We start from the raw sequence: 20081 nt of genomic DNA on the forward strand, positions 1-20081 counted from the left end.
CACCGGGAGCGGCGGGTTCCGTCGTCGGCCGCCCGTGGCCCGTGCCGCCGCCTCCGGGCTACCGCCCCGCGCCGCCCGGTGTGACCCAGCGTGGGTCCACCCGTCCCAGCCATGCGTCCTGGACGTCGGCCAGCGGGCGCTCCAGAGGAAGCGGCGCGAACCGGCAGTCGAACCGCATCCCCGCGTCGCCCCCGTCGCCGCCCACCCGGTGCTCCCACGCCGAAGGCCCGTCCGGCGGCGCGTCGAGCAGGAGGAAGGTGGTCAGTCGGGGCCGCCCGGTCTCGGGATGCGGCCGCCCGTCCACCGCGATCCGCCGGACGACGCGGGCTCCGGTCAGCCCGGTCTCCTCGGCGACCTCGCGCAGGACGGCCCGCTCCGGATCCTCGCCGGGCGCGATGCCGCCCGCGGGCACCTGGGTGCCCGCCTCCGGGAAGTCCGGATGGTCGAAGACCAGCAGGGCGGGGGAGGGGTGACGCCGAATCACATAGGCGGCGACCCGGGCGCGGGGCAGGGAAGGGGCGGCGGAGGTCATGAACGTATCCTCGTGGACGCCCGCGGTTCCCCGCAGCCCGTCAGTCCGATGACGCGCTCAGGGCCTGTCGTCAAACTGCCGTCCGCCGGGCGGTCCTTCGGGCGACGACGGCAGGTTGACGACACCCCCTAGGCCGATCCCCGTACCACCAGCTCCGGTTCGAAGATCACGGAGGTCACCGGCCCGTCCGGCCGGGCCAGCCGGTCCAGCAGCAGGCGCGTCATCTCGGCGGCCATCCCCTCCACCGGCTGCCGGACCGTGGTCAGCGGCGGGCGGCAGGCCAGGGCGGCGCTGCTGTCGTCGAAGCCCACTACCGCCACGTCCCCCGGCACCGAGCGGCCGTGCTCGCGCAGGACATGGCAGGCCCCCAGAGCCATCAGGTCGTTGGCGGCGAACACCCCGTCCAGGTCGGGGTGTTCCGCCAGCAGCCGTTCCATCGCCGCCTCGCCGCTCTCCTGGGTGAACTGCCCCTCGACGGTGGGGACGTACGGGTGCCCGTGGCGCGCCATGGTGTCCCGGAAACCGGTCAACCGGGCCTGGCCCGCCGGTACGTCCAGCGGGCCGCTGATCGTCGCGATCCGGCGGCAGCCCCGGCCCAGGAGATGCTCGGCCGCCAGCCGCGCGCCGTCCTGGTGCGCGAGGTCGACATAGCTGACCGGGACCGGCCGCGCCGGGCGCGCGTACAGGACGGCCGCCAGACCGGCGTCCGCGATCAGGGCGGGCAGCGGGTCCTCGGCGTGCGTCGAGACGACCAGGGCCCCGTCCGCACTGCCCTGCCGCAGGTACGCCACCACCTCCTCGCGCGCCCGTGAGGTCTCCGCGAACATCAGCACCGGGTGCATCCCGCGCGGACGCAGGTAGTTGACCACCCCGGTCACCACCCGGCCGAAGAACGGGTCCGCGAACACCTGCGCGGTGAACGAGCCCGCATCGCCGGTCCCGTCGCTCCCGGAGGCCCCGGCGTCGGAGTTCTCCCCGGTCGCCGCCGGCTCGACGCCCGCGCCCGACACCACCAGGGCCACGGCGTCGGCCCGGCGGGTGACCAGGGACCTGGCCGCCCGGTTCGGGGTGTAGCCCGTCACGGATACCGCGTGCCGCACGGCCTCCTGGATCACCGGGTCGACATTGCGCACCCCGTTGATGACCCGCGAGACGGTGGCGCGCGAGACGCCGGCCGCTCGCGCCACGTCCTCCAGGGTGGGTGCTCCGGCCGACCGCAGATCATCCGTCATGAGCGCCTTTATAGCACTAACGGAGAGCGCTCTCCATGGTCGGTCGCACGGCTGCACGGTGCTCAGCGCCGCCAGAACCGCCGGATCGCCGGGGATCGGAATCCGGCCACTGACCGGCCGGGGGCGGCCGAGTATCACGTTTTGCTTGTGATCAGTCACAGCGCGGACCTACGTTGCCCCTTGCGAGATGTCCCAAAGCCAGTGGGGGAGCCAAGTATGGCCGCGAACGGACGGCACCGCAGGTATCAGCCCAGCCGGATCAACCGTGCCTCGCTCACGGTGACGGCGGGCGGCGCGGGCATCGCGCTCCCGCTCATCACCGCGGCCTCGGCGGGCGCCGCACCGGTGGACACCTGGGAGAAGGTCGCCGCCTGCGAGTCCAGCGGCAATTGGGCGGTCAACACGGGCAACGGCTATTACGGCGGGCTGCAGTTCAGCGGCTCCACCTGGGCGGCCTTCGGCGGCACGCAGTACGCGCCGCGCGCCGATCTCGCCACCCGCGACCAGCAGATCGCCATCGCCGAGAAGGTGCTGGACGGCCAGGGCCCCGGCGCCTGGCCCACCTGTTCCGTACGGGCGGGGCTCACCCGGGGCGGCGACGCGCCGGGGACTGCCCCGGAGGCGGGGCCCGACACGCAGAGCGCGGGAAACCGGCCCGCCCAGGCCTCGGCGCCGCAGAGCGCGCCCGCCAGGCAGCCGCGGACCCGGCCCGCCGAGGCGACGCCCACCCACGTACCGGGCAAGCGTGACGCGTACACCGTCGCGAGCGGCGACTCCCTCTCCGGGATCGCGTCCGCCCAGCGGGTGCGCGGCGGCTGGCAGAGCCTCTACGCGGCCAACCGCGGCGTCGTCGGCAGCGACCCGGACCTGATCTTCCCCGGCCAGCGGCTGAGCCTCGACCAGAGCCGGGCGCCGAAGGCGGGGGAGGGGAAGAGCTCCGGCAAGCCCGCGCGGCAGACCGCCCCGAAGCCCTCGGCGGACCGGCCCAAGGCCGCACCGAAGCAGGAAGCCCCGAAGCAGCAGGCGCCCCAGAAGGAAGCACCCAAGAAGGAAGCCCCTAAGCAGGAAGCGCCCAAGAAGGAAGCCCCGAGGAAAGAAGCGCCCAAGAAGGAGGCGCCCGCTCCGGAGCGCGCCGTGAAGCACTCCGGTTTCAGCGCCCCGGTGGCCGCCGGCACCGGCACCCCCTACCGGCAGGCCGGCTCCTGGTCCAGCGGCTATCACACGGGCGTGGACTTCCCCGTGCCCACCGGGACATCGGTGAAGTCGGTGGCCCCGGGGCAGGTCGTCTCGGCCGGCTGGGCCGGAGCGTACGGCTACGAGGTCGTCATCCGGCACAGCGACGGCAAGTACAGCCAGTACGCCCATCTCTCCGCGCTCCATGTGCGCGCGGGCCAGTCGGTCTCCGGCGGACAGCGCATCGCCCGCTCCGGTTCCACGGGCAACAGCACGGGCCCGCACCTGCACTTCGAGGTCCGTACGGGCCCCGGCTACGGCTCGGACGTCGACCCGCTCGCCTACCTCCGGGCCGGCGGCGTCAGGGTCTGAACCGACCGCTCGGAGCGGGGGCGCCGCAGGGTGGCTCCGCCCCGCCGACGCTGCTCCGCGAGCGGGCCCGGCGCACCGAACTCCATCTGCGGAACCGCCTGTCCCGGCGGCAGGGGCGACGACGTGTGCGCCACGGGCAGCCGACCCGACGCGTGTTCCGGCACGACCGGTGACGGCGAGGGGTGTCCGCCCTCCCGCCCCTCCGCGCCGGATGCCGCGTCCTTCGAACCGGAGCCGACGGCCGGGTCCGTCGCCTCAGGCGCTGCCGCCTCGGCGTGCACCGCCGCAGGGCCCGTCGGCGTCCGAGGTTCCTGGGCGGGCTCCTTGCCCATCCGCTCCAGAGTCAGCATGATCAGCCCGCCCGCGGCCACGGCCCCGCAGAAGAGGGCCAGAGCGGTGCCCGGGACGCCGAGGCGGAAGTGCTCGCCGAACAGCGTGATGCCGATCGCGGCGGCGACCACCGGGTTGACCACCGTCACCGTCGCGAGCGGAGCCGTGAGCCCCGCGCCCCGGTAGGCGGCCTGGGACAGGAACAGGCCCGCCGCCGCGAGCCCCGCGATCACCAGCAGCGGCAGAGCGCCCGAGCGCACCGAACCGGACGTCCACTCCACGGCCACGGTCTTCGTGAACACCGAGGCCATCCCGAACGCCCCGCCCGCCCCCGTGGCCAGCACGATGCTGCGCAGGACCGGCCGGCGCAGCGTACGGGCGAGCACGACGAGGGCGCCGACGGCCCCGAACGTCACCGAGGCCAGCAGCACCTGCTCGGGACCGTTCAGGGTGTGCGGCTCGGCGTTCCCCGTGAGCGCCAGCAGTCCGCCGAGTCCCGCCGTCGCCATCAGGGCGCCGCGCCAGGCCGTCGCCCCGGCCCGCCGCCCGACGAACAGGGCCGCCATCGGCAGGGCGAAGACGATCGTCAGCGCGCCGAGCGGCTGGACCAGGCTGAGCGGTCCGTAGGCGAGCGCCACCACGTGCAGGACCGCACCGGTTCCGTTGAGCAGGACGGCGACCCACCACACGCCGTTGCGCACCAGGGCGCGCGAGGAGTTGTCACCGGTCGCGGCCACGCGCTCCTGGATGATCGCCCCGGCCGCGTACGCGACCGCGGAGATCAGTGACAGCAGCACGGACAGCGCAAGGGAGCTCATGTACACCACGATGTCCCGTCCGGGGCCCCACGTCGTCGTCCTTGAGACTGCACTTCGGCCTACTGCCCCAGTAGTACGCCCGGCGGACCGACGTCCTCCTCCCGACGGTAGTCCTGCCGCCCCCAGCCGTCAGAAGTTGTCGCGCGGCGGATACGGTGAGCCGCGAGGACGACACAGCCGGTGGCCGAACGGCCGGTGACGCACGCGGCCCGGGGGACGGACCGGGAACCGAGGGGGAGCAGGGCATGGACCTGGTGCTACAGGCGTCGGTGGGCGGATTCTTCGCGCTGCGGACCACCTCGGTGCCCGGCGGCGGACACCGGCCGCTGGAGCGGTTGTACGCGGGTGAGAACGGTCCTCTCGCCGCGCGTGTCGACAAGGTCGCGGGGCGTCTCGCGGCCCCCGAGCGCAGGGTCGCCGCCTCCATCGCCCATCTCGGTCTCGCCGCCCGGCTCTGGTCCGTCGCCCTGGGCCCGGCCGCGCTCTTCGGGCGGATCCCCGCCCTGCCGCCCGCCGCCCTCCACTGGGACCCGTCGTCCACCTCGCCGGAGGACCTGTGGCTGTCGGAGGTGACGGAGCTGCCCGGCACGGCGGCCCGGATCCGCGAAGAGGTCCAGTACGGGCATCTGGTGCCGCTGGCCGAGGCGTTCCGGCGCGACGGGAACATCTCGCCGCAGCTGCTGTGGGGCAACGCGGGGTCCGCGCTGGCCGGAGCCGTACGCGAACTCGTCGCCTTCGCACGCGCCCAGGACCGGCCGGACGTGGCGGCCCGGGCCCGGGCGCTGGCGGCCGAACTGTTCGACGACGGGGCGCTGCGCGGCACCGGCGCCCCGCACGGTCCGGCGTTCCGGCGGCGCAGCTGCTGCCTGTACTGGCGTTGCCCGGGCGGCGGGCTGTGCGGGGACTGCGTGTTCGACCGGGCGCCCGGACCCGCTCGGGTGCGGCCGTAGCGTCAGGAAGGCAGTCGGTCAGGAAGCCGGTCCCTCGGAAAGGCAGTCCGTCGAAAGGCAGTCCGTCAGGAAGGCAGGACCGCGTCGATGGCATCGTCCACGGCCGGCAGGACGGGCAGCGCGCTGTCGAGACCGATCATGCCGATCAGGCGTCGCATGAACGGGGACGGGGCGGCCAGCCGCAGCCGGTCGCCCAGCGCGGTGTGGCCCTGGAGGAGCACGTTCACCGTCGTCGAGTCCGCGAAGCCGACGCCGGAGAGATCCACGACGACCGGGCCGGAGCCGTCGTCGGCCGCCGCGGTCAGGGCGAGGCCCAGCGGTGCGACGCTGTCGATATCGAGGTCACCCGACACGGTGAGGACCAGAGCGCCCCGCTCCTGTCGGGTGGTGATTCTGACGGCTCGGTCTTCGTTGGGCGATGAAAGCACGGAAGGCACCTCGGGCGGGTCGGAAGGGAGCGGCGAGCCGTTCTGCCGGACGGGTCGGCGTCGTTCCGTCCCTGGTCGCGGCGGGGTACGGGGCAACGATAGAAGTAACAGTTGCCATTTGACAACATTCCCCATGGGGTAACAATCTGATCCGCGACGGTTGCTCGGGTGACCGTCGAAGGTCGGTCGACCGATGGATGCGGAAGCGGGAGCCGGATGAAGCTAGGCGCTGTCGGCGACATCGCCGCGGAGCGGGGTCGCGGCCGTATCCCCGCGCGGGGAAAGACGCTCCGAAGCGGCGGCGTGGAAGGCCGCGAGGCCCTCGGCGAGCGCGGCGAGCGCGGCGGGATCCATCCGCTCCAGCACGGCGTTCAGCTCGGCGGCGCGCAGGGCCCGGTACTCTTCGAGAAGGGCTCGGCCGCGCAGACTCAGCCGCAGCTCCACCTCCCGCCGGCTGGTCGGGCTTGGCGCACGCTGGAGGAGCCCCATCGCCTCCATCCGGTCGCAGAGCCTGCTGACGGAGGGGGCACTGGAGCCCAGGGCCTCGCCCAGCGCCCGCAGGTTGGTGCCCTCCTGCCGCTCGATCACGAGCAGGGCCCGAAGCTGGGAGGGCGATACGGTTCCCGAGGCGGCGGATTCCTGGCCCCGGCCCCACAGCACCTCCAGCAGCTCCGAGGCGGCGACCGCGTCGGCGGACGCCTGTTCGCGGTTGCTCGGGCGAAATCCTCGGTGGGGCATTCAGCCACTGTGTCACCCGTCAGGCCCGCTTGTCAGCCCGGGCCCGGCCCCTACGACGTCGCAGGACGAAGATTGCGCGAGAGACCGTGAACAGACGAACGGACATCGAGGCCGCCGTACGGGCCGCCGCGCCGCACGCCCTGCTGGCCACCCTGCGCACCGAGCTCTGCAGCGTCTACGGGGCGCTCGCGGTGGAGCTCCATCTCGCCGACTACGGTCTGCGGGTCCTGAAATCCCTGGACCGGCCCGAGGGCGAGAGTGAGCCGCTCTCCCTGCACAACAGCCCCGAGGGCCGGGCGTTCGGCAGCCAGGAGCCCCGCGAACAGCAGGTCCGGCACGACGACGCCGTCGACCACCACCTGCCCGTGACCGTACGTGGCGAACGGCTCGGCATCCTCACCGTCCGGCTGCCCCAGGCCCTGTCCACCCCGGAGCTGGTCGGCGAGCTGACCCACATGGCCAACCTGCTCGGCCACGAGATCCTGGTCGCCGAACGGGACACCGACCTCTACCAGCGCGCCCGGCGCACCACCCGGCTCACGCTCGCCGCCGAGATGCAGTGGCAGCTGCTGCCCGCCCGCGCGTGCACCGCCGCCGAGTTCGCGATCGGGGCCCAGCTGGAGCCCGCGTACGCCATCCACGGCGACAACTTCGACTGGGCGGCGGACGCCGACGAGCTGACCGTCGCGGTCACCAACGGCATGGGCGAGGGCATACAGGCCTCGCTCCTCACCAATCTCGCCGTCAACGCCCTGCGCAACGCCCGCCGGGCCGGCATCGGCATCGCGGACCAGGCGGCCCTGGCCGACCAGGCCCTCTACGACCAGCACCGCGGCGCCTCCCATGTCTCCACCCTGCTGCTCCGCTTCGAGCTGGCGACCGGGCGGGTCGGCGTCGTCGACGCGGGTTCGCCGCAGCTGTGGATCCAGCGCGGCCGCACGGTCCGCCGCGTGGAGCTGGAGGCGCAGCTGCCGCTCGGCATGTTCGAGGAGTCGCGGTACACGGTCCAGGAGTTCCGGGTGGAGCCCGGCGACCGGCTGCTGCTGTTCAGCGACGGCGTCTACGACGCGGTGTCCCCGCTCGGCGAGGCGTACGGCGAACGCATGCTGGCCCGCGCCATCCAGTCGACGCGGCTGCTTCCGGCCGCCACCGTCCCGCGCGCGATGCTCGGCGAACTGGCCGAGTACCGGGGCACCGAGACGCCCGACGACGCGCTGGTGCTGTGCCTGGACTGGTTCGGCCGGCAGGAGGGCTAGCCAGGGGCGTCGAAGGCGCGGCGGGAGGCTTCGATGTGCGTGATGTGCTCATGGGTCCAGTCGCACATCACATGGACCGTCCGGCGCAGGCCCTGCCCCGGCTCCGTGAGGGAGTACTCGACCCGCGGGGGCACGGTGGGGTGCACACACCGCTCGACCAGTCCGTAGCGCTCCAGCATCCGCAGGTTCTGGGTGAGCATCTTGTGGCTGATGCCCTCGACCGCGCCCCGCAGCTCGGTGAAGCGGAGCGTGCCCTCGCCCAGGGCCTCGATGATCAACAACGCCCACTTGTTGGCGACGTCGGAGAAGATCTCCCGCGCCAGCGAGTCCGCGCGCCGCAGATCCGCATCCTCGGGCGAGCCGCTGAACTGCTTGGTCACCATCAGGTTCCCCCGTCACCGAAAAGTGCGTTCTTCCATGTCAGCTCATACTCTCCTACGGTTCCTGAGTAACCACAAGTGACTGGTGAAGGACCGGTCCGGTGGACAATGGGGGCACGGCCCCCGGAACGAGGAGGCGGGCAGTATGGCCATCACCCTGGTGAACCCGAGCGGACTGCCGGAGATCGGCGCGTACAAGCAGGTGTCGGTCGCGACCGGAACGAAGCTGGTCTTCGTCGCCGGACAGGTCGCCTGGGACGCGGAGGGCGCCACCGTCGGTGTGGGCGACCTCGCCGCGCAGGTCGAGCAGTGTTACGTCAACGTCGGCACGGCCCTCGCCGCGGTCGGCGGCACCTTCGAGGACCTGGCGAAGCTGACCGTGTACGTCGTGGACTGGACGCCCGAGAAGATGCCCCGGTTCATGGAAGGCGTCGCCCGGGCCTCCGCGCGCCTGGGGTCCACCCCCGTACCGCCCGGCACGCTGGTGGGCGTCGCGGCCCTGGACATCCCGGAGCACCTGGTCGAGGTCGAGGCCACCGCCGTGCTCGACGCCTGAGGGGCGCCGTCCCGGCTCAGGTGCTGAGCTGGAACTCCGCCCGGATCCGCTTGCCCACCGGCACCCGCTCGGCGGTGAGCCGGTCGCACAGGGCCACGACGATCTCCATGCCGTGACCGCCCAGGCGGGACGGGTCGGGGGCGTACAGCACGGGCATCGCGGTGCTGCTGTCGTACACCGTGACGCTGATCTGCTGCGCGTTGCCCTCCAGCTCCAGAAGGTAGGGGCCGTGGCTGTAGCGGTCGGCGTTGGTGACCAGCTCGCTCACGGCCAGCATCAGGTCGCTGCGGGTGTGCTCGCCGATCCGGGCGAGGCACTCCACGGCGAGCCGCGTCAGAAAACGGTCGGCGAGCGCACGGGCCAGCGCGATACAGCCCGGCTCGCCGTCGAAGACCTCGGCGCTGAGCAGTACCTCGGCGGCAGCCAGCCCCTGACCCGGGTCTTCCGGTGGGGAGGTGACCTGTTCGTTCATGTGCTCCAGCCAGGGCGCCGAGTTGAGGTCGCAGACCTTTTCCGCCATTCGTCTACCCCTGGCGAAGGATCCCACTCCAGGAGATCCGGACCGATCCTACGCACGTCCGGGCAGCCGCACCACGGTCACGAAGAACTCGTCGATCTGGCGCACCGCCGCGATGAACTGATCAAGGTCCACCGGCTTGGTCACGTACGCGTTGGCGTGCAGTTTGTAGCTGCGCAGAATGTCCTCCTCGGCCGAGGAGGTGGTGAGCACGACCACCGGGATCAGGGAGAGCTCGGGGTCGCCCTTGATCTGCTCCAGCACCTGCCGGCCGTCGTACTTCGGCAGGTTCAGGTCCAGCAGCACCAGGTCGGGGCGAGGAGCCTCGGTGTACTCGCCCCGCCGGTAGAGGAAGTCCAGCGCCTCCTGTCCGTCGCGCACGACGTGCAGGGTGTTGCGGATCTTGTTGTCCTCGAAGGCCTCACGGGTCATCAGCTCGTCGCCGGGATCGTCCTCGACGAGCAGGACCTCGATGGGCTGGACAGGGGTGTTCACGAAGGATCTCCCGGCTGGCTGGTGAGCAGGGCGGGAGCGAGCAGCTCCGCCGTGGTGTGCGTGGGCGCGTCGGGCGCCACGGGCAGGGTGAAGTGGATGCGGGTGCCTTCGCCCGGTTCGGGCTCCAGCCAGATCCGGCCACCGTGGAACTCGATGATCTTGCGGCAGAGCGCCAGGCCGATGCCCGTGCCCTCGTACGCGTCACGGGCGTGCAGCCGCTGGAAGATGACGAACACCTTGTCCGCGAACTCGGGCGCGATCCCGATCCCGTTGTCCGACACGGTCAGATGCCAGTCCTCGCCCTCGCGTACGCAGTCGAGCGAGATCCGGCACGGGACGTCCTCCCGGCGGAACTTCACCGCGTTGCCGACGAGGTTCTGCCAGACCATGGTGAGCGCGGTCGCGTCCCCGAGCAGTTCGGGCAGGGACTCCGGCCGCTCGATCACCGTCCCCGACTCCTCGATCGCGAGGTTCAGATTGGCCAGCGCCCGGTCCAGGGCCTGGTCCAGATCGACCGGCTTCCAGCTCTCCTGCACCCGGCCCACCCGCGAGAACGTCAGCAGGTCGTTGATGAGGACCTGCATCCGCTTGGCGCCGTCCACCGCGAAGGCGATGTACTGCTTGCCCCGCTCGTCGAGCTCGTCGCCGTACCGCTTCTCCAGCAGCTGGCAGAAGGAGGCGACCTTGCGCAGCGGCTCCTGGAGGTCGTGCGAGGCGACGTACGCGAACTGCTCCAGCTCCGAATTGGAGCGGCGCAGCTCCTCCGTCTGCTCCGCGAGCAGGGCCTCGCGGTCCTGTGCCTCGGCCAGTTCGTCGGCCAGCCGCCGTCGCATCTCCTCCACCGCCCGGGCCACGGCCTGGACGTCGGACGGCCCCTTGATCTCGATCCGGGTGCCGAAGGCCCCGGACCTGACCCGCTCGGACGCGCCGCGCAGCCGGTTCAGCGGGACGCCCACCACCCGGTGGAACAGCAGGCTCAGCGCCACCACGGTCAGCACGAAGACGGCGACCAGCGCGATCAGCACCCGGTCGCGGGTGGTGCGCGCCGAGCCGAGATCGGCCCGTGCCTGGTCGCGGGCCTCGGCGAGATGCCCCTGCTGGTCGCCGTACGCCTGCCGCAACTGGTCGAAGTCCGCCTTGCTGCGCTGCAACTGAGCCCCGGTGGCGGCCACGCTCGGCCCCATCTCCCGGACCGTCCGGACCAGCGGCTCGGCCTTGCTCCGCCGCCACTGCTCCGCCGCCGCGGCGATGGCGTCGAGATCGTCGGCGTACCGGTTGTCCGGGCCGACCAGGCGGCGGACCTGCGCGAGGCGTTCCTGCTCGGCCTCCTTGCCCGCCTCGTAGGGTTCGAGGAAGGAGTCGTCGCCGGTCAGCGCGAACCCCCTGATCCCGGTCTCCTGGTCGAGCAGGGCGTTCTGGAGCTGGAAGGACGCCGATCTGGCGGGCTGGATACGGTCCACCAGTTCGGTCGTACGGTCGGAGATCCGCGCCATCACGAGCCCGCCGATCACCAGGCAGCCGCAGACCACCACGATGAAGCCGCCGAGCAGGAGATGGACCCAGTTCTGCACCGAGAGCCGGGCGGCGAAGCCGTCGGCCGCCGGTTCCCTCGTCGTGTCACCGCTCATCGGACTCCGCTCCCCAGCCCAGATGCAGAACGGCCACATCGTCCGCGAGACCGCCGTAGGGCGCGGCCCCCTCGGCGGCTCCCGCCACCAGGGCGTCGACGAACGCACGGGCCGGCAGATGCCCGTTGGCCCGGGCCATCGCGAGCAGCCCTTCCTCCCCGAGGCGGCTGTCCGGGCCGTCGCGCCCCTCGAAGAGCCCGTCCGTGAAGAGCACGAGACCCGCGCCGGGCGTCAGCGGGACGTCGACCGTCGGCCACCGGCCGGTCCCGGGCAGCAGCCCGAGCGCCATCCCGCCCTCGGGCTCCACCCAGGTCACGTCCGTGCCCTGACGCAGCAGCAGGCCGGGGTGACCGGCCCGCAGGATCTGGACGTGCCGCTGCCCGGTCGCGAACGCCAGCGAGGTGACGGTGGCGAACACATGCGAGTCCGAGCGCTCGGCGACCAGGATCTCCTCCAGCAGGGCTATCTGCTCGGGCTGGGACGTCCCGCACAGCACGGCCGTACGCCACGCCACCCGCAGACACACGCCGAGCGCCGCCTCGGCGGCGCCGTGCCCGGAGACATCGCCGATCACCGCGTGCACCGTGCCGTCCGCGGTCTGCACGACGTCGTAGAAGTCACCGCTCAGCAGCCCGTGGACCCGCCCCGGCTCATAGCGGGCGCGCGCCCGGAAGCGGTCGTCCCGCAGCAGGGGGACCGGCAGCAGTCCGCGTTCCAGCCGGGCGTTCTCCTGGGCGGTCAGCCGGTTGGCGCGCAGTGCGGCCGTGGCCCGTTCCACTTCCTTGCGCTGGAGGGCGTAGCGGATCGCGCGCGCCAGCACCTCGGGGTCCAGCAGGCCCTTGACCAGGTAGTCCTGGGCGCCGCCGGCGACCGCGCGGAGCCCGGTGCCGGACTCCTGCAGACCGGTGAGGACGACGATCGCGGCCTCGCTGTCGGACTCCAGTATCTGGCGCACGGCGTCCAGGCCGTGGACGTCGGGAAGGTGCAGATCGAGGAGCACGCACACCGGGGTGGTGGACGCGTCCAGGAAGGCGCGCGCCTCGGCCAGGGTCTTGCACCAGGTGAGGGCGGAGTCCAGCTCGCTGTCGGTGAGCATCTCCTCGACGAGCAGCGCATCGCCCGCGTCGTCCTCCACCAGCAGGATCGACGCGTGGAGATTCCACAGCGGAGCCTCGGCGGGTTGCGCCGTCCCGACCTGCTGGGAGGGAATTCCGGAGATGCCCACAGGACTCGGTGATGTGCCCACGGGCGACTCGGTCAACCCTCCACCCCCTCGTACGACGGCCCGGCTCGTCCGGCCTGATCGTCAGGAAGCATAGGCGAGCGACGGAGGCCGCAGGCTCACGCCTCGACGCTCATCCCCTTGCGCAGCTGCCGGACGATCCTGCTGAGCAGCCGCGACACATGCATCTGGGACACACCCAGCTCCGCGCCGATCTGCGACTGCGTCATCTCCGCCCCGAACCGCATCTGCACGATCCGGCGCTCCCGGTCGTCGAGCTGGTCCAGCAGCGGAGCCAGGGTGTGCAGGTTCTCGACGGTCTCCATGCCCGGATCCGCCTCGCCCAGGACATCGGCGTACGCCCGCTGCTCCTGGCCGGAGTCGCTGTCCGCGGAGGGGGTGTCCAGCGAACCGGCCGAGTAGCCGTTGGCCGCCACGAGCCCCTCGATGATCTCCTCCTCGGGGAGGTCGAGGTGGGCGGCCAGCTCCTTGACGGTGGGGTCGCGGTCCAGCTCGGCGGAGAGCTGCTCCTTCGCCTTGGCGAGGTCCACCCGCAGCTCCTGGAGCCGCCGCGGCACATGCACCGACCAGGTGGTGTCGCGGAAGAACCGCTTGATCTCCCCGACGATGTACGGCACGGCGAAGGTGGCGAACTCGACCTCGCGGGACAGGTCGAACCGGTCGATCGCCTTGATCAGGCCGATCGTGCCGACCTGGATGATGTCCTCGGTGTCGTCGCCGCCCCGGTTGCGGAACCGGGACGCGGCGAAGCGCACCAGCGAGAGGTTCATCTCGATCAGGGTGTTGCGGGCGTACTGGTGCTCGTGGGTGCCCTCCTCCAGGACCTGGAGCCGGTCGAAGAAGATCTTCGACAGGGCCCGTGCGTCCTGCGGGGCGATCTTTCCGGCGTCCTCGACCCAGGGCAGCTCTCCGGTGACGTCCGCTGTCCGCGCATCGGTCCGCTCGTCGCCCAGCGGCGTCGTGGTTCCGGTGGCTCGCGCTGACATCGCCGTCATGGTGTCGCCCTCCCTGCTGTCCAATGTGTCGGACGGTCGCCTGCCCGGTGCCCGCGAAGTCATGCCTGTCTTCTTCCGTTTCTTTTCCGCGGGCCTTTCCGCGCCCCCTCCGCCGGAGGCCGCTCGTACACCGCTCGAACGGAGCAGTGGCCCGCGCATGGCAAACTTGGGCGGGGTGTGTTGCGGCCTGCGGTGAACCACGATCCGCGGCGAGAAGATGACAGAGGAACGGCAATGACGGTGACAGAGGACAGCCCGGAGCTCGCTCCCGGAATCGAGGAGTTCGGTCCCGGTATCGACCCGGAGCGGCTGGCCGTCTGCCTGAGCGTGCTCGACGAGCTCGACCGGATCGAGGTGGACCACCCGGACGCCATCGCCGTCCGCCGGGCCACCGCCGGGATCTACCGCACGGTGAAGCAGCGCCGCCGCCAGGAGCGCCGCGCCGCGAAGACCGCCCACGACCGGGCCGTCACCGAGGCCACGGCGACCGGCTCGGCCGAGCGCATCGACGACGAGACGCAGGGCGTACTGCCCTCCTCCTCCGCCCAGGCCGAGATCGCGGGCATCCTCCAGCGGCCCCGCTCCTGCTACATCTGCAAGACGCGGTACGTCGAGGTCGACGCGTTCTACCACCAGCTCTGCCAGTCCTGCGCCAAGGAGAACCGCTCCCGCCGCGACGCCCGTACCGACCTGACCGGACGCCGGGCGCTGCTCACCGGCGGCCGGGCGAAGATCGGCATGTACATCGCGCTGCGGCTGCTGCGCGACGGCGCGCACACCACGATCACCACCCGCTTCCCCAACGACGCGATCCGCCGCTTCAAGGCGATGGAGGACAGCGACGAGTGGATCCACCGGCTGAAGATCGTCGGCATCGACCTCCGCGACCCGGCCCAGGTCGTCGCGCTGGCCGACTCGGTCGCGGCCGAGGGCCCGCTGGACATCCTGATCAACAACGCCGCCCAGACCGTCCGCCGCTCGCCCGGCGCGTACAGCGAACTGGTCAACGCCGAGTCGGCCCCGCTGCCCGCCGGTGAGCTTCCGGCGGCCGAGGTCATCGGCACCTTCGGCAGCGGCACGGTCGACCGGGTGGCCGCGCTGCCCGCCGCCCGCAAGGAGAACCTGAGCGCCCAGGAGGTCACGGACCTGGCCCTGGTCACCGGTTCCGCCTCGCCGGCCCGGATCGCCGCGGGCACCGCGATCGACGCGGGCGGCCTCGTCCCGGACCTGCACGACACCAACAGCTGGGTCCAGACGGTCGAGGCCGTCGAGCCGATCGAGCTCCTCGAAGTCCAGCTCTGCAACTCCACCGCGCCGTTCATCCTGATCAGCCGGCTGCGCCCGGCGATGGCCGCCACCGCGGCGAAGCACGCGTACGTCGTCAACGTCTCGGCGATGGAGGGCGTCTTCAGCCGCGGCTACAAGGGTGCGGGCCACCCGCACACCAACATGGCCAAGGCCGCGCTCAACATGCTGACGCGCACCAGCGCCCAGGAGATGTTCGAGAAGGACAACATCCTGATGACGGCCGTGGACACCGGCTGGATCACCGACGAGCGCCCGCACCCGGACAAGATGCGCCTCGCCGAGGAGGGCTTCCACGCCCCTCTCGACCTGGTCGACGGCGCGGCCCGGGTCTACGACCCGATCGTGCGCGGCGAGAGCGGCGAGGCCCTCTACGGCTGCTTCCTCAAGGACTACGCCCCCGCGAACTGGTAGCCCGAACGGCTCAACCGGACCGGCGGACTCCGCGCGGCGACCAGAAACCCGGCCCAGGATGATTCCTGGGCCGGGTTTTTGCCGTGAACAGTGGCCGAAAGTGACCTACCGCACACGTTCTATCGAGCGCGGCGGCGCTCATTTGGTTACGCTGAGGCGAACGGACGCCACCGAGGGGCCCACGAAGGTTCCTCGACCGTCCTGGGACACGGTCGGAAACCCGGCCGCTGTTCCGCCCCGAACCGGCGCCACCGCGACCGACACATATCACCATCCCTGCCCCGCACAGGGCGGTCGCGTTACGGCATCGGTGCCGGAGCGTCGGCGACGCCCTGGGTGACGCGACACAGAGGAGTGCGCGGTGACGACACCGGAACTGACCGAACGCGAAATGCGCCCTGCCGAACGGACCGCCGGACGGCCCGGCCGCCCGGAGCAGCTGCGGAACATCGAGGTCTGGGCCAGGTCCGCCCCGATCCGGCTCGCCGGATACGAGGACGACCTCGCCGAGCCGCACATCCTGCCCGGCATCGACTGACCCCCGAGGATCTCCTAGGGCCTGCGGCCCGTCCCCCCGCCCTCCCGCTCCGGCGGCAGCGGCCGGGAGACGGGCCGCAGGAATTCCCGGACGTAGGTGCGGTGCCACCAGCACCCGGTGGCCCGGAGCTCCCGGAGCCCGGTGAACCGGTAGCGGTAGACCCGGGCGCGCACCTGCCGGGGCGGCCCGTCGGGGAACGGGTTGTGACCGAGCAGCCGGAGCGTGTCCCGGTCGCCGTCCAGCAGCCGCTCGGTGAACGGCCCGAACCAGGAGCGGGCGTACGCGGGGGAGAGCGCCGCGAACCACATCATCCAGTCGAGCCGCAGATGGTACGGGGCGAACAGGCGCGGCATCCGGCGCGGATCGCCCGGCTTGCCGCGGAAGCCGTACTCCCGCCACGTCGCGCCCTCGTGCGCCACCGCATCGGCGCTGCCCTCCACCACGACCTCCAGCCGCATCCGGCTGATGGAGCCGAACGCGCCATAGGTGTTGACCAGGTGCAGCGGATCGTAGGACCGGTTCATCGCCTGCCGACGCGAGAGCAGATTGCGCGCCGGGCGGTAGCTGAGCACCAGCACCAGGGCGGTCACCGCGAAGACCACCACTTCGTACCAGAGGGGCGGGGCGACCTGGGCCGGCGGCGGACCGGCCAGCGGGGTCCAGTCGATCGCGGAGAGCGCCAGCGCGATGGTGAGCCAGTTCAGCCAGGCGAAGTTCCCCGACAGGACGAGCCAGAGCTGGGTGAGGACCATCAGTCCGGCGGCCGCGCTCGCCACCGGCTGCGGGGTGAACAGCAGGAAGGGCACCAGCAGCTGGGTGACATGGTTGGCGGCCACCTCGATCCGGTGCACGGGCCGGGGCAGATGGTGGAAGAACCAGCTCAGCGGCCCCGGCATCGGCTGGGTCTCGTGGTGGAAGTCCAGGCACGTCAGCTCGCGCCAGCACGCGTCCCCGCGCATCTTGATCAGCCCCGCGCCGAACTCCACCCGGAACAGCAGCCACCGCAGCAGCCACAGCACCAGCACCGGCGCGGCCGTGTCCCCGGAGCCGAGGAAGACCGCCAGGAACCCCGTCTCCAGCAGCAGTGACTCCCAGCCGAATCCGTACCAGACCTGCCCCACCTGGACGATCGACAGATACAGCACCCACGGCAGCGCCCAGAGCAGCATGCCGCCCCACAGCGGCAGCGCGCCGTCCAGACCGGCGATCAGCGCGACCGAGACGGCGCAGCCGCTCCAGGCGACGGCGGCGAAGAGGCGGTCCGAGTAGTGCAGCCGGAAGAGCCCCGGAGCGGCCCGCCAGGGCGTGCGCCGCAGCAGCTCGGGTACGGGCAGCATGCCGCGCTCGCCGATCAGCGCCCGGAACTGGAGCGCGGCGGAGAGGAAGGCGACCAGATAGACCACGGCCAGCGCCCGCTGGAAGATCAGCCGGCTCAGCCAGTAGCCGTCCGCGGTGAACCATTCCATCCCTGCCAGTATCGGCCAGGAGTCAGCCCGCGGCGACGATCCGGCGCAGCGTACGGCCGAGCCTGCGCGCGTACCAGAGCTGTACGGGCGGCACCAGCGGTCCGGCGAGCCGGGCGTACCAGGAGGCCGGGCGCGAGAAGGCCAGCACCGTGAACCACACCGTGCCGTCGTCCGCGAGGTCCACCACGAAACACTCCTCGCCGCGCTCCGGATGACCTGCCAGGGTGCCGTAGCCGAAGCCGGTGCGGTTGTCCTCGCCGTACGCCGTCCAGATCACCTCGCAGGGCGCCGTGAACCGCAGCGGACCGAGGCCCAGCGAGACCCGGACGCCGCCGCCGGGCTCCGCGCGCCGGGCCGGGGCCTCCACCCGTGCGCCGGACGCGCGGTGCATCCGCCATTCGGTTATCGCCGCGCCGGCGGCCGCGAAGTCCGCCTGGCCCCGGCCGACCCGGGTGCGGTGGTGGAGGTGGTGGTAGCCCCGGGGGAGCGGGCCGAGGCGGGTCGCGCCGACCTCCGGGTAGGTGAGGGTGCTCATGCGGTCCTGCCTCCGGTGCGGGTGAGTCCTGCGGTGCGGTCGGTCCGTTCGGTACGGATGCGCCGCCAGGCCAGCAGCGAGCAGAGCGCGAAGCCCAGCGCGTTGCCCAGGCCATGGGTGGCGGCCATCCAGGTCAGGGTGGGGTGGGGCAGTCCGGTCGCCTCGCCGAGCGCCCAGCTCAGCGCGAGCAGCATCGTCGCCACCAGGACGGCGGCGGAGGTGAGCAGCAGGAGCCGGGTCGTCCGGTCCCGGCCGTCGGCGCGCCCCAGGCGCCAGGTGAGCAGGCCGACCGTCCACATCCCGGCCGTGAGGACGACGGCCCCGACGAGTTCGGCCCAGTCGCCGATGAAGTAGCCGGCCAGCACGAGCAGCGTGCCGACCGGCACGCTCAGTGCGGCGAAGCGGCCCGCCGGGCCGTCCGAGACCCGGCAGACCAGACCGGCGATCAGGGCGGCGGCGAACCCGGCGTAGTGGAAGTGCGGCACGGTCAGCGCCAGGATGCCGAGGTCGAACCCGAAGAGCTCGTGCCCCGAACGCTCGGCGACCAGGGCGGTCGCGGCGACGGCCGGGGTGACCAGTGCGGTGAGCAGGGCGATCCCGGCGGGGTCGAGGTCCCGGGCGCGGACCGCCCGGCGCGGGGCGTGCAGGGCGAGCAGGACGGTGCCCAGTGCGTAGCAGCAGGCGAGCGCCGTGGCCGTGGTGGAGCGCGGCAGCCAGAGGGCGAGGGCGCCCGGTACGGCGAAGAGCGGCCAGAGCCGGCGGATCCGCTCCAGCTCCTGCCGCCCGGAGAGCCGCAGCCCCGCCGGCACGACGACGAGCATGCCCAGCATCACGATGGCGTTGACCAGTGCGGACATGACGGACCCCCCCCTTGCTTTGAACGTGTTCAAGTTCTGGATGTGAGAGTAGAGGGTTTCTTGAACGCGTTCAAGACGGGGTGGTGGCCGGTCGTTCCGCTTGCGGGTCCGTGTCCGGTGCGGCACAGATGGTGACACCCATTCGTTCCCCAGGGACAGGCAGGAGAGCTCTGTGCGCTCACCAGGACGTTTCCGGCGTACCGCGCTCGCCGCGCTGTCCGCCGGAGTGCTGCTCGCCGTGGCCGGCTGCGACAACGGCGCCGACCGGACGGCCAAGGGCACCACGGGCACCGCCGAGGCCAAGGACGTCCTCCTCCAGCCGCTCGCGTCCCCGGGCCCGGGACCGTTCACCGCCTCCACGGCGCGGGCGACGGCCTCCGCTTCCCCCACCGGCGCACCGGACGCCGAACCGACCTCCGCCACCCGGACGGTCCATCCGGTCTCCGGCGCCGTCCCCGGGCTCTACGGCGGCACCCGTTCGGTCGCCGCCTGCGACGTCGAACAGCAGACGACCCTGCTGACCGACGACAAGGACAAGGCGAGCGCCTTCGCCGAGGCGGCGGGCATCGAGGCCGTACAGATCCCCGGCTATCTGAAGTCCCTCACCCCGGTCGTCCTGCGCGCCGACGCCCAGGTCACCAACCACGGCTACAGCGCCGGCTCCGCCACCGCCTTCCAGGCCGTGCTCCAGGCGGGCACCGCCGTCCTGGTCGACAGCCGGGGAATGCCCCGCGTCCGCTGCGCCTGCGGCAACCCGCTGGGCCCGCCCGTGGTCGCCGACGGGAAGGTCGCCCATCGCGGAGAGCGCTGGCCCGGCTACGACCCCGCGCGCATCCTCGCCATCGAGCCCGGCGTCAAGGCGGCCACCAGCCTCATCATCGTGAACGCCGACGACAACAGCTGGATCGAGCGGGCCATGGGCGACAGCGGCGGCCGCGACCGCGCGCCGGACGACCCGCCGCCGTTCGAGCCCGATGCCGACCTGCTCTTCCCGTCGCCCGGCCGGCCCACCGAGTCCGCGCCCCCGGACTCGCCGCCGTCCGACCCGGCGCCCTCCGAGCCGCAGGCGCCGACGGACCCCGGCCCCGATGAGTCCTCCGACGACTTCGGCGACCCGCCGCCCGAGGAGCCGTGGGACTACGAGGAGGGCGACCCGGACGTCGCGCCCGAGCCGACCCAGGTCTTCCCCGCCGAACCGGAGGAGCCCGTGGTGCCCGACGGGCCCATCGGGCCGGACGGGTCGGACGAGCCCATGGAGGCGGGCCTCGGCGACGTGTTCGCCGGCTGACCCGAGCGCCGTAGAACCAGTCGAAGAATCAGACA

Annotated in this window: 21 protein-coding genes; 7 read left to right on the forward strand and 14 right to left on the reverse strand. The window is 72.3% G+C overall.

What is annotated here, in order from left to right:
* Positions 1-58: 58 nt before the first annotated feature.
* Positions 59-532, reverse strand: a complete 474-nt coding sequence (locus tag ACSMXR_RS33545) for an NUDIX hydrolase (RefSeq protein ID WP_473170620.1) — start codon at positions 530-532, stop codon at positions 59-61.
* Between the two features lie 128 nt (positions 533-660).
* A complete protein-coding gene (locus ACSMXR_RS33550) occupies positions 661-1764 on the reverse strand; it encodes a LacI family DNA-binding transcriptional regulator (protein WP_381850657.1) in 1104 nt (367 codons plus the stop codon).
* A gap of 216 nt (positions 1765-1980) precedes the next feature.
* On the opposite strand from ACSMXR_RS33550, the gene ACSMXR_RS33555 reads away from it, so the two are divergent.
* On the forward strand, positions 1981-3309 hold the full coding sequence (locus tag ACSMXR_RS33555) for a transglycosylase family protein (RefSeq protein WP_473170621.1): 1329 nt from the start codon (positions 1981-1983) through the stop codon (positions 3307-3309).
* On the opposite strand, the gene ACSMXR_RS33560 is transcribed toward ACSMXR_RS33555, so the two are convergent.
* Positions 3279-4457, reverse strand: a complete 1179-nt coding sequence (locus tag ACSMXR_RS33560; RefSeq protein WP_473170622.1) for a DMT family transporter — start codon at positions 4455-4457, stop codon at positions 3279-3281. The two genes, ACSMXR_RS33555 and ACSMXR_RS33560, sit on opposite strands and share 31 nt — an antisense overlap.
* A 245-nt stretch (positions 4458-4702) precedes the next feature.
* Between ACSMXR_RS33560 and ACSMXR_RS33565 the strand changes: the two genes are divergently transcribed.
* The gene (locus ACSMXR_RS33565) at positions 4703-5407 is read left to right on the forward strand and encodes a (2Fe-2S)-binding protein (RefSeq protein ID WP_473170623.1); all 705 of its coding nucleotides are present in this window, start codon (positions 4703-4705) and stop codon (positions 5405-5407) included.
* Between the two features lie 65 nt (positions 5408-5472).
* Here ACSMXR_RS33565 and ACSMXR_RS33570 read toward each other — a convergent pair whose 3' ends face one another.
* Together ACSMXR_RS33570 and ACSMXR_RS33575 are read right to left on the reverse strand one after the other, a co-directional pair.
* The gene (locus tag ACSMXR_RS33570; protein ID WP_473170624.1) at positions 5473-5835 is read right to left on the reverse strand and encodes an STAS domain-containing protein; all 363 of its coding nucleotides are present in this window, start codon (positions 5833-5835) and stop codon (positions 5473-5475) included.
* Positions 5836-6057: 222 nt separating this feature from the next.
* Positions 6058-6573 carry a MarR family winged helix-turn-helix transcriptional regulator gene (locus ACSMXR_RS33575; RefSeq protein WP_473170625.1) on the reverse strand — a complete coding sequence of 172 codons (516 nt, stop codon included), beginning with the start codon at positions 6571-6573 and terminating at the stop codon, positions 6058-6060.
* An 86-nt stretch (positions 6574-6659) separates the two neighbouring features.
* On the opposite strand from ACSMXR_RS33575, the gene ACSMXR_RS33580 reads away from it, so the two are divergent.
* On the forward strand, positions 6660-7829 hold the full coding sequence (locus ACSMXR_RS33580; protein ID WP_473170626.1) for a PP2C family protein-serine/threonine phosphatase: 1170 nt from the start codon (positions 6660-6662) through the stop codon (positions 7827-7829).
* Here ACSMXR_RS33580 and ACSMXR_RS33585 read toward each other — a convergent pair.
* The gene (locus ACSMXR_RS33585; RefSeq protein WP_137228215.1) at positions 7826-8212 is read right to left on the reverse strand and encodes a winged helix-turn-helix transcriptional regulator; all 387 of its coding nucleotides are present in this window, start codon (positions 8210-8212) and stop codon (positions 7826-7828) included. The genes ACSMXR_RS33580 and ACSMXR_RS33585 overlap by 4 nt on opposite strands.
* A 142-nt stretch (positions 8213-8354) precedes the next feature.
* Between ACSMXR_RS33585 and ACSMXR_RS33590 the strand changes: the two genes are divergently transcribed.
* Positions 8355-8765, forward strand: coding sequence for a RidA family protein (locus tag ACSMXR_RS33590; protein WP_137228213.1), 411 nt, complete (start codon positions 8355-8357; stop codon positions 8763-8765).
* A 16-nt stretch (positions 8766-8781) separates the two neighbouring features.
* Here ACSMXR_RS33590 and ACSMXR_RS33595 read toward each other — a convergent pair whose 3' ends face one another.
* The 5 genes from ACSMXR_RS33595 to ACSMXR_RS33615 all read right to left on the reverse strand — a co-directional run bounded on the left by ACSMXR_RS33595 (position 8782) and on the right by ACSMXR_RS33615 (position 13643).
* Complete coding sequence (locus ACSMXR_RS33595) at positions 8782-9237, reverse strand: ATP-binding protein (protein ID WP_103507096.1); 456 nt, start codon at positions 9235-9237, stop codon at positions 8782-8784.
* Between the two features lie 96 nt (positions 9238-9333).
* Positions 9334-9777, reverse strand: a complete 444-nt coding sequence (locus tag ACSMXR_RS33600) for a response regulator (RefSeq protein ID WP_030089012.1) — start codon at positions 9775-9777, stop codon at positions 9334-9336.
* Positions 9774-11405, reverse strand: coding sequence for a sensor histidine kinase (locus ACSMXR_RS33605; protein ID WP_473170627.1), 1632 nt, complete (start codon positions 11403-11405; stop codon positions 9774-9776). The genes ACSMXR_RS33600 and ACSMXR_RS33605 overlap by 4 nt, the downstream gene beginning before the upstream one ends.
* Positions 11395-12630, reverse strand: coding sequence for a PP2C family protein-serine/threonine phosphatase (locus tag ACSMXR_RS33610; RefSeq protein WP_137228209.1), 1236 nt, complete (start codon positions 12628-12630; stop codon positions 11395-11397). The genes ACSMXR_RS33605 and ACSMXR_RS33610 overlap by 11 nt, the downstream gene beginning before the upstream one ends.
* 116 nt (positions 12631-12746) lie before the next feature.
* Positions 12747-13643, reverse strand: a complete 897-nt coding sequence (locus ACSMXR_RS33615; RefSeq protein ID WP_137228207.1) for an RNA polymerase sigma factor SigF — start codon at positions 13641-13643, stop codon at positions 12747-12749.
* A gap of 234 nt (positions 13644-13877) precedes the next feature.
* Between ACSMXR_RS33615 and ACSMXR_RS33620 the strand changes: the two genes are divergently transcribed.
* Complete coding sequence (locus tag ACSMXR_RS33620; RefSeq protein WP_218523858.1) at positions 13878-15362, forward strand: SDR family NAD(P)-dependent oxidoreductase; 1485 nt, start codon at positions 13878-13880, stop codon at positions 15360-15362.
* Positions 15363-15723: 361 nt separating this feature from the next.
* On the forward strand, positions 15724-15900 hold the full coding sequence (locus ACSMXR_RS33625) for a hypothetical protein (RefSeq protein WP_158101233.1): 177 nt from the start codon (positions 15724-15726) through the stop codon (positions 15898-15900).
* Positions 15901-15914: 14 nt separating this feature from the next.
* Here the strand turns inward: ACSMXR_RS33625 and ACSMXR_RS33630 are convergent, their stop codons facing one another.
* From ACSMXR_RS33630 to ACSMXR_RS33640, 3 genes are read right to left on the reverse strand one after another with little or no spacing between them, the layout of a single operon-like run.
* Positions 15915-17366, reverse strand: a complete 1452-nt coding sequence (locus tag ACSMXR_RS33630; protein WP_473170628.1) for a lipase maturation factor family protein — start codon at positions 17364-17366, stop codon at positions 15915-15917.
* 22 nt (positions 17367-17388) lie between these two features.
* A complete protein-coding gene (locus ACSMXR_RS33635) occupies positions 17389-17901 on the reverse strand; it encodes a DUF1990 family protein (protein WP_137228201.1) in 513 nt (170 codons plus the stop codon).
* A complete protein-coding gene (locus ACSMXR_RS33640) occupies positions 17898-18758 on the reverse strand; it encodes a YndJ family protein (RefSeq protein ID WP_137228199.1) in 861 nt (286 codons plus the stop codon). Before ACSMXR_RS33640 ends, ACSMXR_RS33635 begins: the two co-directional genes overlap by 4 nt.
* A 172-nt stretch (positions 18759-18930) precedes the next feature.
* Between ACSMXR_RS33640 and ACSMXR_RS33645 the strand changes: the two genes are divergently transcribed.
* Positions 18931-20046 carry a DUF6777 domain-containing protein gene (locus ACSMXR_RS33645; protein WP_381850679.1) on the forward strand — a complete coding sequence of 372 codons (1116 nt, stop codon included), beginning with the start codon at positions 18931-18933 and terminating at the stop codon, positions 20044-20046.
* Positions 20047-20081: the final 35 nt, after the last annotated feature.

It is taken from the genome of Streptomyces sp. DSM 106670, from assembly GCF_055792845.1.

Bases quoted from the DNA above. Each gene is read 5' to 3' on its own strand.
- ACSMXR_RS33545 (WP_473170620.1), bottom strand. From the start codon at position 532: ATGACCTCCGCCGCCCCTTCCCTGCCCCGCGCCCGGGTCGCCGCCTAT.
- ACSMXR_RS33550 (WP_381850657.1), bottom strand. From the start codon at position 1,764: ATGACGGATGATCTGCGGTCGGCCGGAGCACCCACCCTGGAGGACGTG.
- ACSMXR_RS33555 (WP_473170621.1), top strand. From the start codon at position 1,981: ATGGCCGCGAACGGACGGCACCGCAGGTATCAGCCCAGCCGGATCAAC.
- ACSMXR_RS33560 (WP_473170622.1), bottom strand. From the start codon at position 4,457: ATGAGCTCCCTTGCGCTGTCCGTGCTGCTGTCACTGATCTCCGCGGTC.
- ACSMXR_RS33565 (WP_473170623.1), top strand. From the start codon at position 4,703: ATGGACCTGGTGCTACAGGCGTCGGTGGGCGGATTCTTCGCGCTGCGG.
- ACSMXR_RS33575 (WP_473170625.1), bottom strand. From the start codon at position 6,573: ATGCCCCACCGAGGATTTCGCCCGAGCAACCGCGAACAGGCGTCCGCC.
- ACSMXR_RS33585 (WP_137228215.1), bottom strand. From the start codon at position 8,212: ATGGTGACCAAGCAGTTCAGCGGCTCGCCCGAGGATGCGGATCTGCGG.
- ACSMXR_RS33590 (WP_137228213.1), top strand. From the start codon at position 8,355: ATGGCCATCACCCTGGTGAACCCGAGCGGACTGCCGGAGATCGGCGCG.
- ACSMXR_RS33595 (WP_103507096.1), bottom strand. From the start codon at position 9,237: ATGAACGAACAGGTCACCTCCCCACCGGAAGACCCGGGTCAGGGGCTG.
- ACSMXR_RS33605 (WP_473170627.1), bottom strand. From the start codon at position 11,405: ATGAGCGGTGACACGACGAGGGAACCGGCGGCCGACGGCTTCGCCGCC.
- ACSMXR_RS33615 (WP_137228207.1), bottom strand. From the start codon at position 13,643: ATGACGGCGATGTCAGCGCGAGCCACCGGAACCACGACGCCGCTGGGC.
- ACSMXR_RS33620 (WP_218523858.1), top strand. From the start codon at position 13,878: ATGACGGTGACAGAGGACAGCCCGGAGCTCGCTCCCGGAATCGAGGAG.
- ACSMXR_RS33630 (WP_473170628.1), bottom strand. From the start codon at position 17,366: ATGGAATGGTTCACCGCGGACGGCTACTGGCTGAGCCGGCTGATCTTC.
- ACSMXR_RS33635 (WP_137228201.1), bottom strand. From the start codon at position 17,901: ATGAGCACCCTCACCTACCCGGAGGTCGGCGCGACCCGCCTCGGCCCG.
- ACSMXR_RS33640 (WP_137228199.1), bottom strand. From the start codon at position 18,758: ATGTCCGCACTGGTCAACGCCATCGTGATGCTGGGCATGCTCGTCGTC.